This is a genomic window from Ancylothrix sp. D3o, from assembly GCF_025370775.1.
In the GTDB taxonomy this organism is placed as follows: domain Bacteria; phylum Cyanobacteriota; class Cyanobacteriia; order Cyanobacteriales; family Oscillatoriaceae; genus Ancylothrix.
In genome coordinates, this window is record NZ_JAMXEX010000004.1 from 77,441 (window position 1) to 93,877 (window position 16,437).

Sequence of the window (16,437 nt, forward strand, 5' to 3'; positions counted from 1 at the left end):
ACCGAAGCTAAAGCAGAAGAACCGGCTGAAGTTATTTCTGTTGAGCCTGAGACAACCGAAGCTAAAGCAGAAGAACCGGCTGAAGTTATTTCTGTTGAACCCGATACAACCGAAGCTAAAGCAGAAGAACCGGCTGAAGTTATTTCTGTTGAGCCTGAGACAACCGAAGCTAAAGCAGAAGAACCTGCTGAAGTTATTTCTGTTGAACCCGATACAACCGAAGCTAAAGCAGAAGAACCGGCTGAAGTTGTGCCGGTGGAAACGAAAGCAGAAGAACCCGCAGAAGCAAAATCAATAGAAGCAACAGCTTCAGAATTGCCAGCAGAAGTAGTAGAAGTGGGAGAGGCTGTTTCCGAAAACGTGCCGGTGGAAGCCACGCCGAAAAGCACAAAGACATCGGCCAAAAGCAAAGGCATTCAACCGAGCAAAACCACCAAAAAGTCTACAAAAACAACAACTACCAAAAAAACACGCAAATCTAAATAATGAAGAGTTAGGAGGACGTAAAAGCCAGACATTTCTGCAAACAGAATAATCATTTAACTAGGGCGATGCTTCGTTGCAGCTAACAGGATAAGGAGTCAGGCACTTTTGACAAGTGAGCTTAACTTTTTGATTGTGAAATGTTGTGTGATGCTCGTCCTTACTTTTTTAAAAAGAGTAATGATCTGTTGTAATTATTCACTTCATTATTGAATAAGTTTTTATTTTTTTCCTTACTTTGCCAAACTTTGCCAGCTTCCAATAACCGCAGACTTTTGACTAATGACGATTTCCATAAACTAACTGACAATAGAATCTTGACAATTAAACTTTGATAAATAGCTTTTAACCATATCGTTCAGTAATTACTAAACGTTTAAAATGTGATATCCTAAAAGAAACCACTGAGAGCTAAAAAAGGCAAGCGTGGAAAAAGAGGAGCGGGAATTTGAAGAAAAGCGGTTTATTGAAGAAGTCGGCGTGCTGTTCGAGCTAATGGGGCTGCCGAGGATGGCCGGCAGGATTTTAGGATGGCTGCTGATTTCTAACCCGCCGCATCAATCAACCGGCCAACTAGCCGAAGTTTTGCAAGCCAGCAAAGGGTCTATTAGCACAATGACAAGACTGTTGATCCAAGGTGGATTAGTAGAGCGAGTCAGCTTACCGGGCGACCGGCGGGATTTTTTTTGCATAAAATTGGGTGCGTGGCCGGCACTTCTTAAACAAAGAATGGGCCAAATTACAGCAATTCGGGAACTTGCAGGAAGGGGGCTAAAAATCTTAGAAAATCAAGAACCAGAACGGCGGACACGGTTGCAAGAAATGCACGACTTTCACAGATTTTTTGAGCGACAATTTCCCTTGCTGATTGAGCGGTGGGAAACAGAACAAAAACACGATATCAGCCATTAAAGATAAATAGGCTCGATAAAAGTTTAACTTTGATTGCCCTAAAAAATCACCCAATCAGGTCAGTCTTTTGCATGATGTTGCAGGGATTGAGGAGATTGTAGTGTATAGAGGAGTAGGAGAGGATGGATGATTGGCAGCAGGAAGAATTTAATTTTGACAAAGGAATATTTATATTTGGTTACAATAAAATTAAATCAAGGGAACGGCGTTGAAAGTCAAACTTTTTTTATTAGAAGTTGATGGATATCCAATCCCCAAAAAACCATAGCCGCCTCCTATCTAGTAAACAAGTTTGAAGGCAAAAAATATCAAACTTGCTGCGGCCAAAAAATCTACCAAAAGATCCCGGCTTTTGTCCTCCAAGCAACTCAAAAAATCGATATGCAACTCAAAACATCCCCTGAAAAATCATCATCCCCAGAACAGCCGCAACAGCCACCGGCAAAGGGGACAATTAAGCTAAAAGAAAAGAAAAAAATCAATCCCTGGCTGTTGGGACTGGTGGCGGCGGGAATCGTGGGGACAGGCGGGGCCGGTTTGGTGGCGGTGAAAAATACTGCTCCTAAAGCGGATATTACAACCCTAACGGTGCCGGTGGAAGCCAAACAGGTTACGGTGAGGATCAGCGCCTCTGGAAGCGTGCAGCCGGTGCAGCGAGTCAACTTGAGTCCAAAAAACTCAGGCCGGTTGGAGGAATTGTATGTGGAACAAGGCGACCGTGTGCAAGCTGGCCAAGTGATTGCCAAAATGGAAAGTGCGGATATAGAAGCGCAACTTTTGCAAGCGCAAGCAAGGCTGGAAAGCGCCAAAGCCAGACTAGCTAAACAACTAGCCGGCAACCGCAGAGAAGATATTACTCAAGCGCAGGCGCGGCTGGATCAAGCTCAAGCGAGTTTAGAACAAGTGCAGGCCGGCAGCCGCACTGAAGAAATTGCCGAAGCGCAAGCCGCTGTTACGAGGGCACAAGCGCAGGTAGACGAAGCCAGATCGCGGTTAAATTTGGCATCAAATAACGTCAGACGGACAAGACCTTTGGTTGCAGAAGGAGCACTGGCCGGTCAAGAATTAGATAGAACAATTGATGAACAAACAAGAGCTCAAGCAAGTTTAGAACAATTGCAGGCCGGTGTAGAAGAAGCGCGACGCCGGTTAGAAAAAGTGCAAAACGGTTCGCGTCCTGAAGAACTTGCTAAAGCCCAGGCAACTGTTGCCGAAGCCCAAAGCAATTTAGATGAATTGCAAAACGGCTCTCGACCCGAAGAAATTGCCCAAGCAAAAGCAGAAGTTGCAGAAGCCGAGGCGCAAGTACGATACTATGAAGTGCAACTAGAGGATACAAAAGTTCGCGCAGCTTTTGCGGGAATTATTACTCAAAGATATGCCATAGAAGGGTCATTTGTGACACCGGCCACTTCCGCGTCGGATGCGTCTTCGGCAACCTCAACTTCAATCGTGGCGCTGGCGAAAGATTTGGAAGTTTTGGCAAAAGTACCAGAAGCCGATATTAGCCAAATTAAAGCCGGTCAAACAGTAGAAATTGTGGCAGATGCGTATCCTGGGGAAGTTTTTAAAGGCAAGGTGAGATTGATTGCCCCAGAAGCGGTGAAAGAGCGGGATGTAACGCTATTTCAAGTGCGGATAGAAATTAACACCGGCAAAGATAAATTGCAATCAGGAATGAATGCCGATTTGCAGTTTTTAGGCGCAGAAATTAATAATGCTATGGTGGTTCCTACGGTTGCCATTGTTACGAATAAAGGGCAAACTGGGGTGTTAATTCCTGATGAGAAAAATCAGCCGAAGTTTCAACCAGTCGTTACGGGCACGACAATAGGCAATCAAATTCAAATTATTGAAGGCGTGCAACCTGGAGAGCGCGTATTTTTGGAATTGCCCGAAGGTAAAAAGTTAGAAGATATCGTAAAAACCACGAAATAAGTAAGCCAATGGATATCATAGAAAGCGTTAAGATGGCCGGCACAACTTTGCTGGCAAATAAACTTCGTAGCAGTTTAACAATGCTGGGGATTATTATTGGTAATGCCTCGGTAATTGCGATGGTGGGAATTGGCGAAGGTGCTCAAAAATTTGTTAGTGATCAGGTGAATTCTTTGGGGCCGAATTTGTTGTTTGTGATTCCGGGGAGTCCAGAAGCACAAAGCCGGCCGGTTTATCCGCCGCAAAATTTAGTTTTAGCTGATGCCGAGGCAATAGCCGAACAAGTGCCCTCGGTGGCTGAAGTTGCACCTTCATTAAATGGCAGTGAAGTGATTAGTTATCGCAACAAAAATGCTTCTGCTTCTGTGGTAGGAACAACGCCGGCATTTTTGACAGTGCGGAGTTTTGATGTGGCGAAAGGCCGGTTTTTAAATAATTTGGATCTGCAAAGACAAGAAAATGTGGTGGCGTTGGGGTCAGAATTGGCAGATAAATTATTTGAAGGTAAAGATCCTCTTGGAGAGTATATTCGGGTTAAAAATACCAGCTTTCAAGTGATTGGAGTGATGCAGCCAAAAGGTTCTAGTTTTGGCGACAATCAGGATATGAATGTTTATGTGCCGCTGACAACAATGGCTAACAGAATTGTGGGGCGGACTTCTCCTTATGGACTTCAGGTAACGTTTATTTCTGTGTCTGTGAAGGAAGGAGAAAGCATGAATAAGGCACAGTTTCAAATTGAAAATTTACTGAGGTTACGTCATAAAATTGTCGATGAGGATGATTTTACGGTTCGCAATCAAAAGGATTTGTTGAATATTTTGGGGAATATTACCGGCGCTTTGACGTTACTTTTGGCGGCGACGGCGGCGATTTCTTTGTTTGTGGGGGGGATTGGCATTATGAATATTATGCTGGTTTCTGTCACGGAACGTACTAAAGAAATTGGCTTGCGTAAGGCAATTGGTGCTTCGCCGCAGGATATTTTAATTCAGTTTATGATCGAGGCGGTGATTTTGTCTGCTGCTGGCGGTTTAATTGGTACATTGATCGGCGTTGGAGGAATTGTTTTAGTTGGGGCTGTGACGCCTTTGAAGGGGGGAATTTCTTTAACGGCGATTGTATTTGCAACGGGTATTTCTGGCGGAATTGGCTTGTTTTTTGGGGTGGTTCCTGCCCGTCAAGCTGCTAAACTTGACCCGATTGTTGCTCTCCGAAGTGCGTAAAAAGCGCGCAATAATTGAATACCAATTATCAATATTTATCAGTTGGGTTAAAATTTATCAGCGTTATTTGTTGGTAGCCAAAGGTGAGCAAGTGTCGGTTTTTGTTAATTCATGTTACCAACAGAAAAACTCGATAAACCTGCCCTAAAAATGTTGGATAATTTTTAGTACGGTGGGGGGACAGCCGGGTTAATAAATTTAGAATTAGCCCTCACAAAACACTGCCCCCCTTTAATCACAACTCTCAGCCAAGGTTTACCGGCCTTATCTTTTTGAATAACAATCACTTCATCCGAACCGCCACGCCCAAAACTCCCCGCTTGAAGAACATCATTTTTAGCAAATTGGCGGATAATTTTATTATTAGTGCCAGGGGCGTTACGACAATTTAAACCAACAGTCATAACTCGCCAATATCGGTGCTCTCCCCGCGCTCCTTGTACCGGCTTCCCATCGTGAGTAATTTTTTGGATTGATTGATAATCTCCCCTTTGATCAGGAATTGGCAACTGCGTATTTTCAAAAGGCACAGGCGTACTAGAAATTAAAAAAGCAACACTCACAGGAAAAATAGAAGAAAACATAATTTAAAATCTCTGCTCACGCTTAAATTGTCACTCAGCCCTAGCCAAGGTTATAATCAACTCAGATTTAGCCTTTACTTAAGCTTTTTCTATTATTCTCTCAAAACTTTTGGGAATCCGCCAAACTTTTACTATGTACTCTCAAAATTCAACGTCTCTCAGCCAGGAAAAAACAACGAATGTAGCAACCACAAAAAAAATTATTGTCCAGCTTGAAAATGTCTCTAAAGTTTATGGTATGGGCAATACAGAAGTGCGGGCGCTCAATGGTGTTAGCCTGACAATTGAAGAGGGCGAATATTGCTCAATTATGGGTGCCTCTGGTTCTGGAAAATCTTCAGCTATGAATATTATCGGCTGTCTTGACCGGCCCACCACCGGACGTTACTATTTAGATGAGTTAGATGTAGCGGCATTGCCAGAATCAGATTTAGCTACTATTCGTAATATCAAGCTAGGATTTGTTTTCCAGCAATTTCATTTATTAGCGCAATTAACAGCCCTAGAAAATGTTATGTTGCCAATGGTATATGCCGGAATTCCCAATAAAGAACGCAAAGAGCGTGCTAGGGAAGCATTGATTCGGGTAGGCTTAGAAAATCGTTTAAATAATAAGCCAAATCAACTTTCAGGAGGACAACAACAACGGGTAGCAATTGCCCGTGCAATTGTCAATCAGCCGGTTGTATTATTAGCAGATGAACCCACAGGAGCCCTAGACTCCAAAACCACCCAAGAAGTCATTGATATTTTTTCCGAATTAAACGCCAGCGGAATTACAATTGTTATGGTGACGCATGAACCAGATGTTGCTCGCTGTACGCGCCGGGTGGTATGGTTTAAAGATGGTGAAATTGTCCACTCACATTTAAAACCAGAAGAATTAGGTCATGCGATTTTTTAAAAAAGTAGGGTGGGCTTTTAGCCCACAGAAACCCAATTACGAAACAGATAAACCTATTTTTGCCTCCGTAGCAACCTGCTCAACATCATCCTTTGCCAAAATTTCCAAAGCCCCAACAGCCTCACTACCGCCCAAACGATGCAAAGCCTGAGCAAGACGGTGACGAAACTGCCAATCAGGATGATTAACAAACCCAACAAGCAAAGGTGTAGCCCGCGAATCACCCAACTCACCCAAAGAACTAATCGCCGCCATTTTTAACAAATCCTCCTTGGAATTCAAAGCATTTGTTAACAAATCAAAAGCCCGAACATTCCCCAACTCACCCAACGCCGCCACAATACTAAAACGAACCAACCATTCCCCAGAACTTTCATAAACCTGAGCGAGATCATCAAAAGCATCTTGTAAATGCAAACCAGCCAAAGAATCAGCAGCAGCAGCTTGCACATCAGGCTCAGGATCATTCAACAAACGATCTCGCAACAAATCATAAGCAAGCTGTAAATCTTGATTTCCCAAAGAAGCCAACTGACTAACCGCAGCATAACGCACACGAGCATTTTGATCAGCCGCCGCAACTTGAGCCAACTCAAAAGCAACAGGCGGATCAAGTTGACGAAACAAATTAACTGATTTCAGGCGTTCGCCCAAATCCTCCGAACTTAAAAGCTCTCTAACAGACTCAGGAGTGATACTCATTTTATTGTTAATTCCTAACCAAAATTTGCTAATTGATCATTGAAAAACAACCCTACTCTTCAGCAGCAGCCATTGCTCTTACCACATCACCCCGCGTAATAATCCCTACCAATTTACCCGCAGAATCTTGAACCAAAAGCCGGTGAATTTGGCGTTCGTGTAACAAGCGAGCCGCATCAGACAAAGATTTATCGGGGGAAATAGAAATGGGATTTTTACTCATCACCTCCCCCACCGTTTGGCCTAAAGCCTTGTGAAGTTCCTCTTCATAACGGGCTGGATTTTCTAAATAAATCACACTATCGAGCAACATAATATAAGCTGGTGGAGTCGCTCCCGTAGCCCGCCACATCAAATCACCCTCGGAAATCACCCCTACCACTTTGCCAGACTCATCAACCACCGGCAAACCACTAATTCGCCGCTCTGCTAAAATCTGAATTGCTTCTTGGAGAGGAGTCTCAGGCCGCACCACAATCGGGTTAGGCTGCATAACTTCGGCCACAGTTTTAGGCATAAACAAGTTTGTAACATTAAAAACAATCTAGCTAATTTTAAAACGAAATTTGAACAGGACAAAGGCAAAAAACCGGGTTTCTTAAATAAAGCGGGGTTTTTGCCCCTCGGTGCGTTGGTCAAGATTGAAATTAAAAATTACCCCCTCAATAGTCAGCCTCAGCACATATCATTATTTGTCACAGACGTTAATATCAAATATGTAAAGAATTCTTACAAAATCGGGGAGCAATGGCACAGACACAGCCACAAGAACAGCCACAAAAACAGCCACAAGAACAGCCACAAGAACGCTGTGTAATGGTTTGTCAGCACACATCCTGCCAAAGAAACGGCTCCGCAGAAGTCCTCAAACAATTTCAAAACCAAAACATCCCCGGAGTTACAATCACCGCCAGCGGCTGTATGGGACAATGCAGTACCGGGCCAACGGTTCGCGTTACCCCGGACGAAATCTGGTATTACCGAGTCCTCCCCCCAGATATTCCCCAAATTGTTCAACAGCATCTCATCGAAGGAGAGCCGGTGCAAAACAAACTACACCCCCGAATACACCAGCGAATTTCCTATTAACAAAAGAACCCCTCCAAACCCGGCCCTATTGTCCTCGCTTGGAGAAAAAATCATCCAGCAAAAGACAAAACCCAAGAGCGAATCAACTCATTAACTTCGCCAGGAACCTCATCATGGGGACAGTGCCCAGCCCGCAAAAAATGCTCGGTAAGTTGGGGATAATAATCCCGAAATAGAGCCGCTCTTTCTCGACTATTCATCCACGGATCAGCCTCCCCCCACAACATCAACAAAGGACACTTTAGCTTAGCCAATAAAACATCTATCTTTTCCCCTTGGGGAGACTTAAAAACTGAGCCAAAAACCTTAAGAGCACCTGGATCACAAGAAGGGCGATAGATATCTTCAACCAATTGATCTGTCACCGCCGATTTATCTAAATAAACCTTTTCTAAGGTTTTGCGAATTACCGATTTTTGGCGAGTGTAATTGAAGAGAAAAAAACTAAACCACTCTTGCAACATTACTGCTTGAATTCCTTGTTTAAAAAATTTTCGCGCTGGGTTAGGTTCGGGGGCCGGTTTTGTAGAAGTAAAGGGGCCGGCACTATTGAGCAAAACTAAACCAGTAGCAGATTCCGGTCGCTGTGCAGCCACACATAAAGAAACATAACCTCCTAATGAATTGCCGGCCAAGACAACAGGTTTTTGGATGATTTGAGTAATAAAATCATGTAATTGGTCGCGCCACAAATCACCGCTATATTGCCAATCTGGTTTTGCGGAACGTCCAAAACCCAGCAAGTCGATGGCCCATACATCAAACTGGTCAGCCAAACCGGCTAAATTTTTCCGCCAGTGGTCGGTGGATGCGCCAAAACCGTGTACAAGCAGCAAAGGAGGCAGGGGGCTCGAAGTGTTGCCGGTGTGGACATAATAGATAGACTGTCCTCGCCATTTCCAATATTCTCCGGGGATAGTGGGTGCGGTAAGGGTTGCTTGCATGGTTAAAAGGCAATAATTTTACTGAAGTTTTGTAAACAATTATAAAGCTTTTTTAACTCTACAGGCCGGCGGTGTTTCTCGGTTTCCCAGCGACAGCCCCCTAGAGAGAAACCTTAAAAGCAAAGAATGAGATAAAATTTCCAGATATATTTTGTCCAACCACCGACCTGCGAAAGTTTGAGGAGTTTCGCTATGCAACCAATCCCTGCACATCAAAGCAAATTTGATCGTTCCAGCAACTATGAAGTGTAGCAATAATCAAAGATGGCACAGCAGAAAACTTTCGACCTTGCAAAACTTGGCAACCCGCAGGCCATTAAAGTTTTAATGAATCAATCTCTACAACCGAAAGGTATTACGGTTAAAGTAGGGCTCAAAAATAACTGCTTGATGGTAATCGCCGAATCGCAAACACCGCCGGATCAGTCGTTTTTGGTAAATTTTATTCGCCAGGGCGTGGGAAGTTTAAAACCCGCTTCTGTGGAGCGGGTGGTGGTGCAAGCACATACGGCTGGCAGTTCCACACCGGCCTGGCGCACCAGCTTTGACCTAAATGCCAAAGTGCCGGCATCAAAAACTCCACCACCCGTACCGACTCAGGCAAAAAAATCGCCAAAAAACCTCGATAAGCCCGTCGAATCCCAACCGTTGAATCCCTTCCTTAAAGGAACTTTATTAGCCTTAAAATTCCTTGCCTACGCGGTTATTTTTGCGGTTTTAGTGTGGTTGGGATTTATTATCAAAATGGGGGCTTTGTTGATTGCTGAATCGCGGATTTACAATATTTCAATTCTTGGCGATATTTTGCAAGGTATTCAAGTTGTTGAAGTTTTGAATGTTTTAGTTTTTGCAATTCTCGGCATGGGTTTGGGAGTGGCTGCCGGTTTATTGCCAAAAAAATCAGGAATTTATGCAGGGGCAATTTTGGTAATTCTGAGTTTGCCAGTGCTGGTGGTTTTATCAGATGTTGTCAAATACAATGACTGGGTAAATCAAGTGGCTGATGTGGAAAGGGTTACTTATCCGCAAGCCGAAAAAATTACCAGTTCTTTTTTACAAAGTCGGGTAGGAAGTCCTGGTTTTTTGGGGTTTTATCTTCACACGGCGTCTTATCCGGTGCTGCCGGTTAAACAAGTTGAAATGAAAGAAATCCGCAATCCTAATTTGAGGGTAGCTTCAAGATTTAGCAATTTTTCAAAAATTGAACCCCAAAAAATTGCTGCTTTGTTTTCAATTTCTGGCTGGGGAATTCGTCTGTTTTATTTTTTGGTGGCGGTGATGACAGTGATTTATCATTTTCAAGAAGGCTTAAAAGTTGTGAAAATTTTTCCCAAAGGTGATTAGAAATTGGCGGTTAGCGAAGGAAAAAAACAAAAACAAAAAAAAGGTAAAAGGCGGATATCCTTTTACCTGGAAAGTTTTAAAAGTTTTAGTTGCTAGGGTTTGTAATCGGCTATCGAAACATACTGCTAACAGAACTGTCTTCGTGAACCCGCCAAATTGTCTCACCCAGTACGTTTGCAACCGAAAGCAAAGTTAATTGCTTAAAGCGTCTGTCTTCTGGCACCGGAATGGTATTAGTGACAATGACTTCTTCAAATACACCACTAGAAAGCCGTTCAATGGCTGGTGGTGAAAATACTGCATGAGTGGCGCAAGCATACACTTGACGCGCACCTTCTCGGCGCAACAGACGCGCACCTTCTGCCATTGTGCCGGCGGTATCAATCATGTCATCAACTAAAACAGCGGTTTTACCCTTGACATCGCCAATGACATTGAATACTTCCGCCACATTATGAGCTTGGCGGCGCTTATCAATAATGGCCAAAGGCGCATCATTTAACTTTTTGGCAAAGGCTCTGGCTCTTGCCACACCGCCTACATCTGGCGAAACCACCACAAGATCGGGCAGGCGCTTGCTGGCGAGATATTCCAACAAAACCGGCGAACCGTACACATGATCGAAAGGAATATCAAAATAACCTTGAATTTGCGCTGAGTGCAAATCCATTGCCAAAATACGATTGGCTCCAGCTTCGGTGATTAAGTTGGCCACCAGCTTGGCGGTAATTGATTCTCGTCCGGCTGTTTTGCGATCCGCTCTGGCATAACCATAGTAGGGGATCACTGCCGTAATTTGCCTTGCCGATGCCCGCCGGCAGGCATCGATCATAATCAACAACTCCATGAGGTTGTCATTGACGGGGTGGCAAGATGGCTGGATTAGATAAACATCACATCCGCGAATAGATTCTTGTATTTGTATGTAGAGTTCTCCATCCGCAAACCGTTTGCGTACCATTGGCCCTAAGTCTATTCCCAGGTAGCGTGACACTTCCTGAGCAAGGGGAAGATTAGCGGACCCAGAGAACAGTCGCAGCCGGCTATGGTCAGCAGGTGCCGGTGTAGCTGACTGAAGAGTTAAAGTAGCAGAATGGATCACAGCAGACCCTCGCAGCACGTTCTTTCATCGCAATATTATCATTTCTGCTTCAAAATATTGATGATGATTTCACGGATCTTTTCTAAAAATGCCGAGCAGGAGTTTAACAAACTTCAAAAACCTTGAGTTAACGTTTACTTTTGCCAAGAAAATTTTGGTTGGCCCTTCTCTGAAAATATTTTCTGGTTTTTTTGAACCGGCTGGCTTCTACATCTGGTCGGAAGCTTGTAAAGAGTCGCTCTGCCGGTGTTTCGACCGGCCCACACTCAGCCATCGCTCCACCGTTCTCGCACAAAAGAGCATAATTTGGTAAATCTAAAAAAATCCTTTTAAAATGAGAAAATAATGCAAATTAAGCTAACGCAGTTTTTTCTCAACAACACAAACAAACGCACTTCCCATGAGCAGCCTCAAAGAAAAAATCGGCGAAGACATCAAAGCCGCAATGAAAGCAAAAGATAAAATTCGCCTCGAAACAGTCCGCAGCATCAAAAAAGTGATCCTTGAAAAAGAAACCTCCGTCCGTCCGGCAGGCAAAGCCGAACTCACCGAAGAAGAAGAACTGGAAGTTTTGATCCAGCTTGCCAAACAGCGCCGCGATTCTATTGAACAATACCGCCAAGCTAAACGGGACGACTTAGCCGACACGGAAGCGCAAGAATTGGCCATTATTGAAGAATACCTGCCCAAACAACTCTCGGATCAGGAAGTTGCGGCTGTGATCGAGGAAATTATTGCCAAAGTCGGGGCGACTACTGCAAAAGATATGGGCAAAGTTATGGGCGCGGCTATGCAGCAGCTAAAAGGCAAAGCCGATGGCAAAAAAGTCCAAGAACTCGTTAAAGCCAAACTTGGCGCGTAAACTTTGGCCATAGTGAAAGGTGGGCAGAGCCCACCCTACCACATTAAATCAGTTTGATGGCTCGGAAACCAAACATTAGACCGGCAGCGAGAACCACAGCACCGCCGAAGAACAGAGCGTAACTTAAAACCGCTGGAACAGACATTTACAAATCTCCATAAAAACTCATAACACTATTGAAACATGGACTGGGTTACAATACAGCCGGTGTGCGTTTATTTAAAAACTTGGCAAAATTAGACCATTGGAAAAATCAACGCTACAGATCGCCCTAAAATCTTGAAAATCTAAAATCTAAAATCTAAAACCTTTTTATGGCTTCTACAATTTGTGTCAATTTACCGCAAAATGCTTATGAAATCGTGATTGCATCGGGTAGCTTAGATGAACTGGGCACGCGAATGCAATCTCTTAAATGTGGCAAAAAAGTTTTACTTGTTTCCAACCCTGTTATTTTTGAACATTATGGAAATCGTGCATTAGCTTCTTTGACGGCGGCGGGGTTTGATGTCAGAAGTTGTATTTTACCGGCAGGAGAAGAATACAAAACTCCCCAAACATTGCAAACTATTTATGATGCGGCTTTAGAACACCGGCTTGAAAGATCCTCGACAATGGTAGCCCTCGGCGGCGGTGTAATTGGCGATATGACTGGGTTTGCGGCGGCGACTTGGCTACGCGGGATTGGAGTTGTACAAGTTCCGACAACTTTATTAGCAATGGTTGATGCGTCTATTGGCGGCAAAACCGGCGTCAATCATCCCAAAGGAAAAAATTTAATTGGGGCTTTTCATCAGCCTAAATTAGTATTTATTGATTCCGAGGTTCTCAAAACTTTGCCGGTTAGAGAATTTCGGGCCGGTATGGCAGAAGTTATTAAATATGGTGTGATTTGGGATAAGCCGCTTTTTGAAGCTTTAGAAGCAAGTCCCCGTCTTGATGAAATTGATGTTATTTCTCCAGAATTAATTGAAAAAATTATCACGGCTTCTTGCCAAAGTAAGGCAGATGTGGTAAGCAAAGATGAAAAAGAATCAGGTTTAAGAGCAATTTTAAATTACGGTCATACGATTGGTCATGCGGTGGAAAGTTTAACCGGCTACACTGTTGTGAATCATGGTGAAGCGGTGGCAATTGGCATGGTGGCGGCTGGAAATTTAGCCGTAGAATTGCAAATGTGGGATGAAGAAAGTAATAATCGGCAATTAGCTTTAATTGAAAAAGCCGGTTTGCCTAGTAAGTTACCGGGGGGTTTGAATTTAGATGAAATTGTCGATAGTTTGCAAACAGATAAAAAGGTAAAGGATGGAAAAGTCCGGTTTATTTTGCCTACTTCTATCGGTGTAGTAACGATTACTGATCAGGTGCCGGCGGAGTTGATTTTTAAGGTTTTAAAAAGTATGTAGCAGTAGGGGCGGGTTCTCGTTAATTTATTGCACCCGGAAGCCTTGATAAACCCGCCCTCTTCGCTTATTATACAGATATAAAGCAGGCAAGATGCCCGCTCCACCAGTGGGGCGGGCATCTTGCCCGCCATTGTGTAAAGCAGCTTATGTTGCCTCAACAGAAGATATCTATTTTGTTAAAAGCTTGGGTTTAGGAATTTTTTTAAGGGTATAAAAATAGCCAGATAATTTAGATTTTTTAGGGAAAAGATAAAATAATGACAAATGTTTATTTTCGGTTTTATGATGAGTTAAATGATTTTTTGCCTCGCTATCAACGTCATGGCGAGATAGCTTATGATTTGGCAAGTAAAGCGGGTATTAAGGATACTATAGAAGCTTTGGGTATTCCCCATACCGAAGTTGATAAAATTGTGGTTAATGGGGAAGAAGTGGATTTGAGTTATATTATTGCCGGTGGAGAAAAGTGCAGTATTTATCCTGCGGTACCCGGAAGCAAAGAATATCCAGAAAAATTTGTGCTGGATGTGCATTTAGGAAAATTGGCAAATTTTTTGCGGATGTTGGGGTTTGATACCCTTTACCGCAATCATGCTGATGATGACGAATTGGCAGAAATTTCCAGTCGGGAAGAACGAATTTTATTGAGCCGTGATCGCGGTTTATTTAAACGCTCAATTGTGGTTTATGGGTATTATGTTCGGGAAACTAACCCCCAAAAGCAGTTAGAAGAAGTCTTGCGGCGGTTTAATTTTATGGATAAAATTCAGCCGTTCCGACTGTGTATAAATTGCAATACTAATTTAGAGCCGGTGGCTAAAGAAAAGGTGATTGATTTAATTCCGCCAAAGGCAAGAGAACGTTATGATACTTTTTCTCGGTGTCCGTCTTGCAGCCAGATTTTTTGGAAGGGAAGCCATTATGAAAAAATGCAAAAATTTATTACTGATTTGGTAGATAAGGAGTTGGGTTAAAGGATTTTATTTAACCCAACGCATCAAACAATTTTCTGGTGTCGCTGTAGCATAAGCTCAGCAAGCAGGTAAAGTGATTTAAGCAACAGCTAACTGCCGGTTCATTTCCGCCACCGGCACCCGACGGCCAACAGCAGCAGCAATGGGACGCAAACTCTCAACTAATTCGGCCATTTCTTCTAAAGAAAGCGCCTGTCTGGCATCAGAAACAGACTTTTCTGGTTCAGGGTGACACTCTACCATAATGCCATCAGCACCGGCAGCCACCGCAGCTTTTGCCAAAGCACTAACTAACTCGCGTTTACCCGCAGCATGAGAAGGATCAACAATCACCGGCAAATGAGTAATTTGTTTAAGCGCCACCACAGCCCCTAAATCAAGTACATTTCTGGTGTAATTATCGAAACTGCGAATACCACGCTCACATAAAATAACCTCTGAGTTGCCATGAGCAAGGATATATTCAGCAGCCATAACGAATTCTTCAATGGTTGCAGCTAAACCCCGTTTCAAAATAACCGGTTTACCGGCACTTCCCACAGCTTTAAGTAAATCGAAATTTTGCATATTGCGGCTGCCAATTTGTAGCATAGCAGCGTGTTCGACAATGCCTTCAATTTGGCCAATGCTCATTACTTCCGTGACAGTGGGGATGTTATGGTGCCGGGTAATAGTCGATAAAATATTTAACCCCGCATCTCCCATGCCTTGGAAAGCGTAAGGGGAGGTGCGGGGTTTGTAGACGCCGCCTCGCAAAACTTGTACTGATGTGTGGGCGAGGTGGTTGGCGACTTGTTCCATTTGGTGTAAGCTTTCTACGGTACAAGGGCCACCAATGATCAATAAATCCTCACCCCCAATGCTGGCAGTTTGGGAGACTTTGAGGATCGTTTGGTGTTCGGCGTGAGTTTTAGCAGCGAGTTTTGCAGTTAACATGACTTTGTTTTTTCCTAAAAAGTAGGGTTTGTTGTTTTGTTGTTGGGGTTGGTTGGTAGGGCTTGGCCTAAAAAAAAACCCAGAACTTTTTACAGTTCCGGGTTCAGGTGTCAAACGACATGAGGCTACCTACCCAGAACTGTGTCTGCGCCAAAAAAAATAAAAGCTAAAAAATCGGGTTTGGGTTGTCATCTGTTTAAGAGTTGGTTGAGAGTGTTTTGGGTAGGCATAAAAAAAACCGCAGCCTTTTGTCTGCGGTTCACTTGGGTTTCCAGCACCATTGAAGGTGTCACGCCAAGTGAACCTGCGTAAACCACCAAAAATAAAATGAATAAGTGCTGTTGGACATTTGCGGTTTTTTTGTTTTTTAAATCCTTTATCTCTTCGACCCTAGCATAAGGTTTTCGGGGTGTCAAGGGGTGGGGAAATTTGTTGATTTTGGGGGGAGCGAGTGAGCCAATTCTTCTAAAAGATTGGGTTCTGGGGTGGTTTGTTGCAATTGATCAAATAAGTCTATTAAGGGATTAGGGATGGGTTTGGGGCGCATGGTTTTGAGGTCTACCCATACCCATAAAGCCTCGGCAGTAACTAAGAGTTGTTCTTCGTTTTGTTTGCGAATTTCATAGCGGCGAATTGCTCGCGGGCCGCGCATTTTTTCGAGCCAAGTAGTTATTAAAAGCGTGTCGCTGGCGCCGGCGGGACGTAGATAATCGATTTCAATGCGCCGCATGACAAAGACTCCGCCCATTTGCTGGTAGCGCTCTAGGGTGAAACCGAGGTGTTCTAAATGTTCGATGGCGGCGTGTTCTAAGTAATGTTGATAAATGGCATTATTAACATGGCCGAGGGTGTCCATTTCGTAGTGACGAACTCGGATTTGGGTAGTGAATTTTTGCATTATTTTTTAAAGGTTTGGGGGCAAAGAAGATGCGGTATATTTAATGAAGTTTAGCATTTTTGGTGAAGATGCTAATTTGTAGGTGTACCGAGCCGGCGGGGGAGAGCATTTTTAACTGTTCCAATTTTGAGGA

Annotated in this window: 17 protein-coding genes and 1 pseudogene; 10 read left to right on the plus strand and 8 right to left on the minus strand. The window is 43.6% G+C overall.

Translation table 11 applies throughout. From position 1 onward, the window contains the following. From NG798_RS09655 to NG798_RS09670, 4 genes and pseudogenes are all read left to right on the plus strand, one after another. Window positions 1-486, plus strand: a pseudogene (locus tag NG798_RS09655) (hypothetical protein); the annotation flags it as partial. Between the two features lie 423 nt (window positions 487-909). Beyond that, the gene (locus tag NG798_RS09660; RefSeq protein WP_261222279.1) at window positions 910-1,395 is read left to right on the plus strand and encodes a MarR family transcriptional regulator; all 486 of its coding nucleotides are present in this window, start codon (window positions 910-912) and stop codon (window positions 1,393-1,395) included. A gap of 381 nt (window positions 1,396-1,776) precedes the next feature. Next, complete coding sequence (locus tag NG798_RS09665; protein ID WP_261222281.1) at window positions 1,777-3,333, plus strand: efflux RND transporter periplasmic adaptor subunit; 1,557 nt, start codon at window positions 1,777-1,779, stop codon at window positions 3,331-3,333. 8 nt (window positions 3,334-3,341) lie between these two features. Next, entirely contained in the window at window positions 3,342-4,559 is a 1,218-nt protein-coding gene (locus tag NG798_RS09670; RefSeq protein ID WP_261222283.1) for an ABC transporter permease, read from the plus strand. A 164-nt stretch (window positions 4,560-4,723) separates the two neighbouring features. On the opposite strand, the gene NG798_RS09675 is transcribed toward NG798_RS09670, so the two are convergent. Continuing rightward, on the minus strand, window positions 4,724-5,143 hold the full coding sequence (locus NG798_RS09675; protein ID WP_261222284.1) for an SH3 domain-containing protein: 420 nt from the start codon (window positions 5,141-5,143) through the stop codon (window positions 4,724-4,726). 238 nt (window positions 5,144-5,381) lie between these two features. On the opposite strand from NG798_RS09675, the gene NG798_RS09680 reads away from it, so the two are divergent. Beyond that, window positions 5,382-6,047: an ABC transporter ATP-binding protein gene (locus NG798_RS09680; RefSeq protein WP_263012941.1), complete on the plus strand. Its 666-nt coding sequence runs from the start codon at window positions 5,382-5,384 to the stop codon at window positions 6,045-6,047. A 36-nt stretch (window positions 6,048-6,083) separates the two neighbouring features. Here the strand turns inward: NG798_RS09680 and nblB are convergent, their stop codons facing one another. Both nblB and NG798_RS09690 read right to left on the minus strand, forming a co-directional pair. After that, entirely contained in the window at window positions 6,084-6,749 is a 666-nt protein-coding gene (gene nblB / locus NG798_RS09685) for a phycobilisome degradation protein NblB (protein ID WP_261222286.1), read from the minus strand. A 52-nt stretch (window positions 6,750-6,801) separates the two neighbouring features. Continuing rightward, window positions 6,802-7,266, minus strand: coding sequence for a CBS domain-containing protein (locus NG798_RS09690; RefSeq protein WP_261222288.1), 465 nt, complete (start codon window positions 7,264-7,266; stop codon window positions 6,802-6,804). A 230-nt stretch (window positions 7,267-7,496) separates the two neighbouring features. Here NG798_RS09690 and NG798_RS09695 point away from each other — a divergent pair, with 230 nt between their 5' ends. Then, window positions 7,497-7,838 carry a ferredoxin gene (locus NG798_RS09695; RefSeq protein WP_261222290.1) on the plus strand — a complete coding sequence of 114 codons (342 nt, stop codon included), beginning with the start codon at window positions 7,497-7,499 and terminating at the stop codon, window positions 7,836-7,838. Between the two features lie 50 nt (window positions 7,839-7,888). Here the strand turns inward: NG798_RS09695 and NG798_RS09700 are convergent, their stop codons facing one another. Then, complete coding sequence (locus NG798_RS09700; RefSeq protein ID WP_261222292.1) at window positions 7,889-8,782, minus strand: alpha/beta fold hydrolase; 894 nt, start codon at window positions 8,780-8,782, stop codon at window positions 7,889-7,891. A gap of 264 nt (window positions 8,783-9,046) precedes the next feature. Here NG798_RS09700 and NG798_RS09705 point away from each other — a divergent pair, with 264 nt between their 5' ends. Next, the gene (locus tag NG798_RS09705) at window positions 9,047-10,126 is read left to right on the plus strand and encodes a hypothetical protein (RefSeq protein ID WP_261222295.1); all 1,080 of its coding nucleotides are present in this window, start codon (window positions 9,047-9,049) and stop codon (window positions 10,124-10,126) included. 109 nt (window positions 10,127-10,235) lie between these two features. Here the strand turns inward: NG798_RS09705 and NG798_RS09710 are convergent, their stop codons facing one another. Continuing rightward, complete coding sequence (locus tag NG798_RS09710) at window positions 10,236-11,228, minus strand: ribose-phosphate pyrophosphokinase (protein ID WP_261222297.1); 993 nt, start codon at window positions 11,226-11,228, stop codon at window positions 10,236-10,238. Between the two features lie 400 nt (window positions 11,229-11,628). Between NG798_RS09710 and NG798_RS09715 the strand changes: the two genes are divergently transcribed. Next, complete coding sequence (locus tag NG798_RS09715) at window positions 11,629-12,090, plus strand: GatB/YqeY domain-containing protein (protein WP_261222298.1); 462 nt, start codon at window positions 11,629-11,631, stop codon at window positions 12,088-12,090. A gap of 43 nt (window positions 12,091-12,133) precedes the next feature. Here NG798_RS09715 and NG798_RS09720 read toward each other — a convergent pair whose 3' ends face one another. Beyond that, window positions 12,134-12,235, minus strand: a complete 102-nt coding sequence (locus NG798_RS09720; protein ID WP_261222300.1) for a cytochrome b6-f complex subunit PetL — start codon at window positions 12,233-12,235, stop codon at window positions 12,134-12,136. A 169-nt stretch (window positions 12,236-12,404) separates the two neighbouring features. Between NG798_RS09720 and aroB the strand changes: the two genes are divergently transcribed. Beyond that, on the plus strand, window positions 12,405-13,496 hold the full coding sequence (gene aroB / locus NG798_RS09725; protein WP_261222302.1) for a 3-dehydroquinate synthase: 1,092 nt from the start codon (window positions 12,405-12,407) through the stop codon (window positions 13,494-13,496). A 257-nt stretch (window positions 13,497-13,753) separates the two neighbouring features. Continuing rightward, window positions 13,754-14,470 (plus strand): Mut7-C ubiquitin/RNAse domain-containing protein, encoded by a 717-nt coding sequence (locus tag NG798_RS09730; RefSeq protein WP_261222305.1) that lies wholly within the window; start codon window positions 13,754-13,756, stop codon window positions 14,468-14,470. 78 nt (window positions 14,471-14,548) lie between these two features. Here NG798_RS09730 and aroF read toward each other — a convergent pair whose 3' ends face one another. Then, the gene (gene aroF, locus NG798_RS09735; RefSeq protein WP_261222307.1) at window positions 14,549-15,406 is read right to left on the minus strand and encodes a 3-deoxy-7-phosphoheptulonate synthase; all 858 of its coding nucleotides are present in this window, start codon (window positions 15,404-15,406) and stop codon (window positions 14,549-14,551) included. Window positions 15,407-15,818: 412 nt separating this feature from the next. Continuing rightward, complete coding sequence (locus NG798_RS09740) at window positions 15,819-16,304, minus strand: thioesterase family protein (RefSeq protein WP_261222309.1); 486 nt, start codon at window positions 16,302-16,304, stop codon at window positions 15,819-15,821. Between the last annotated feature and the right edge of the window lie 133 nt (window positions 16,305-16,437).

Bases quoted from the DNA above. Each gene is read 5' to 3' on its own strand.
- NG798_RS09665 (WP_261222281.1), top strand. From the start codon at position 1,777: ATGCAACTCAAAACATCCCCTGAAAAATCATCATCCCCAGAACAGCCG.
- NG798_RS09670 (WP_261222283.1), top strand. From the start codon at position 3,342: ATGGATATCATAGAAAGCGTTAAGATGGCCGGCACAACTTTGCTGGCA.
- NG798_RS09675 (WP_261222284.1), bottom strand. From the start codon at position 5,143: ATGTTTTCTTCTATTTTTCCTGTGAGTGTTGCTTTTTTAATTTCTAGT.
- NG798_RS09680 (WP_263012941.1), top strand. From the start codon at position 5,382: ATGGGCAATACAGAAGTGCGGGCGCTCAATGGTGTTAGCCTGACAATT.
- nblB (WP_261222286.1), bottom strand. From the start codon at position 6,749: ATGAGTATCACTCCTGAGTCTGTTAGAGAGCTTTTAAGTTCGGAGGAT.
- NG798_RS09690 (WP_261222288.1), bottom strand. From the start codon at position 7,266: ATGCCTAAAACTGTGGCCGAAGTTATGCAGCCTAACCCGATTGTGGTG.
- NG798_RS09695 (WP_261222290.1), top strand. From the start codon at position 7,497: ATGGCACAGACACAGCCACAAGAACAGCCACAAAAACAGCCACAAGAA.
- NG798_RS09700 (WP_261222292.1), bottom strand. From the start codon at position 8,782: ATGCAAGCAACCCTTACCGCACCCACTATCCCCGGAGAATATTGGAAA.
- NG798_RS09705 (WP_261222295.1), top strand. From the start codon at position 9,047: ATGGCACAGCAGAAAACTTTCGACCTTGCAAAACTTGGCAACCCGCAG.
- NG798_RS09715 (WP_261222298.1), top strand. From the start codon at position 11,629: ATGAGCAGCCTCAAAGAAAAAATCGGCGAAGACATCAAAGCCGCAATG.
- NG798_RS09720 (WP_261222300.1), bottom strand. From the start codon at position 12,235: ATGTCTGTTCCAGCGGTTTTAAGTTACGCTCTGTTCTTCGGCGGTGCT.
- aroB (WP_261222302.1), top strand. From the start codon at position 12,405: ATGGCTTCTACAATTTGTGTCAATTTACCGCAAAATGCTTATGAAATC.
- NG798_RS09730 (WP_261222305.1), top strand. From the start codon at position 13,754: ATGACAAATGTTTATTTTCGGTTTTATGATGAGTTAAATGATTTTTTG.
- aroF (WP_261222307.1), bottom strand. From the start codon at position 15,406: ATGTTAACTGCAAAACTCGCTGCTAAAACTCACGCCGAACACCAAACG.
- NG798_RS09740 (WP_261222309.1), bottom strand. From the start codon at position 16,304: ATGCAAAAATTCACTACCCAAATCCGAGTTCGTCACTACGAAATGGAC.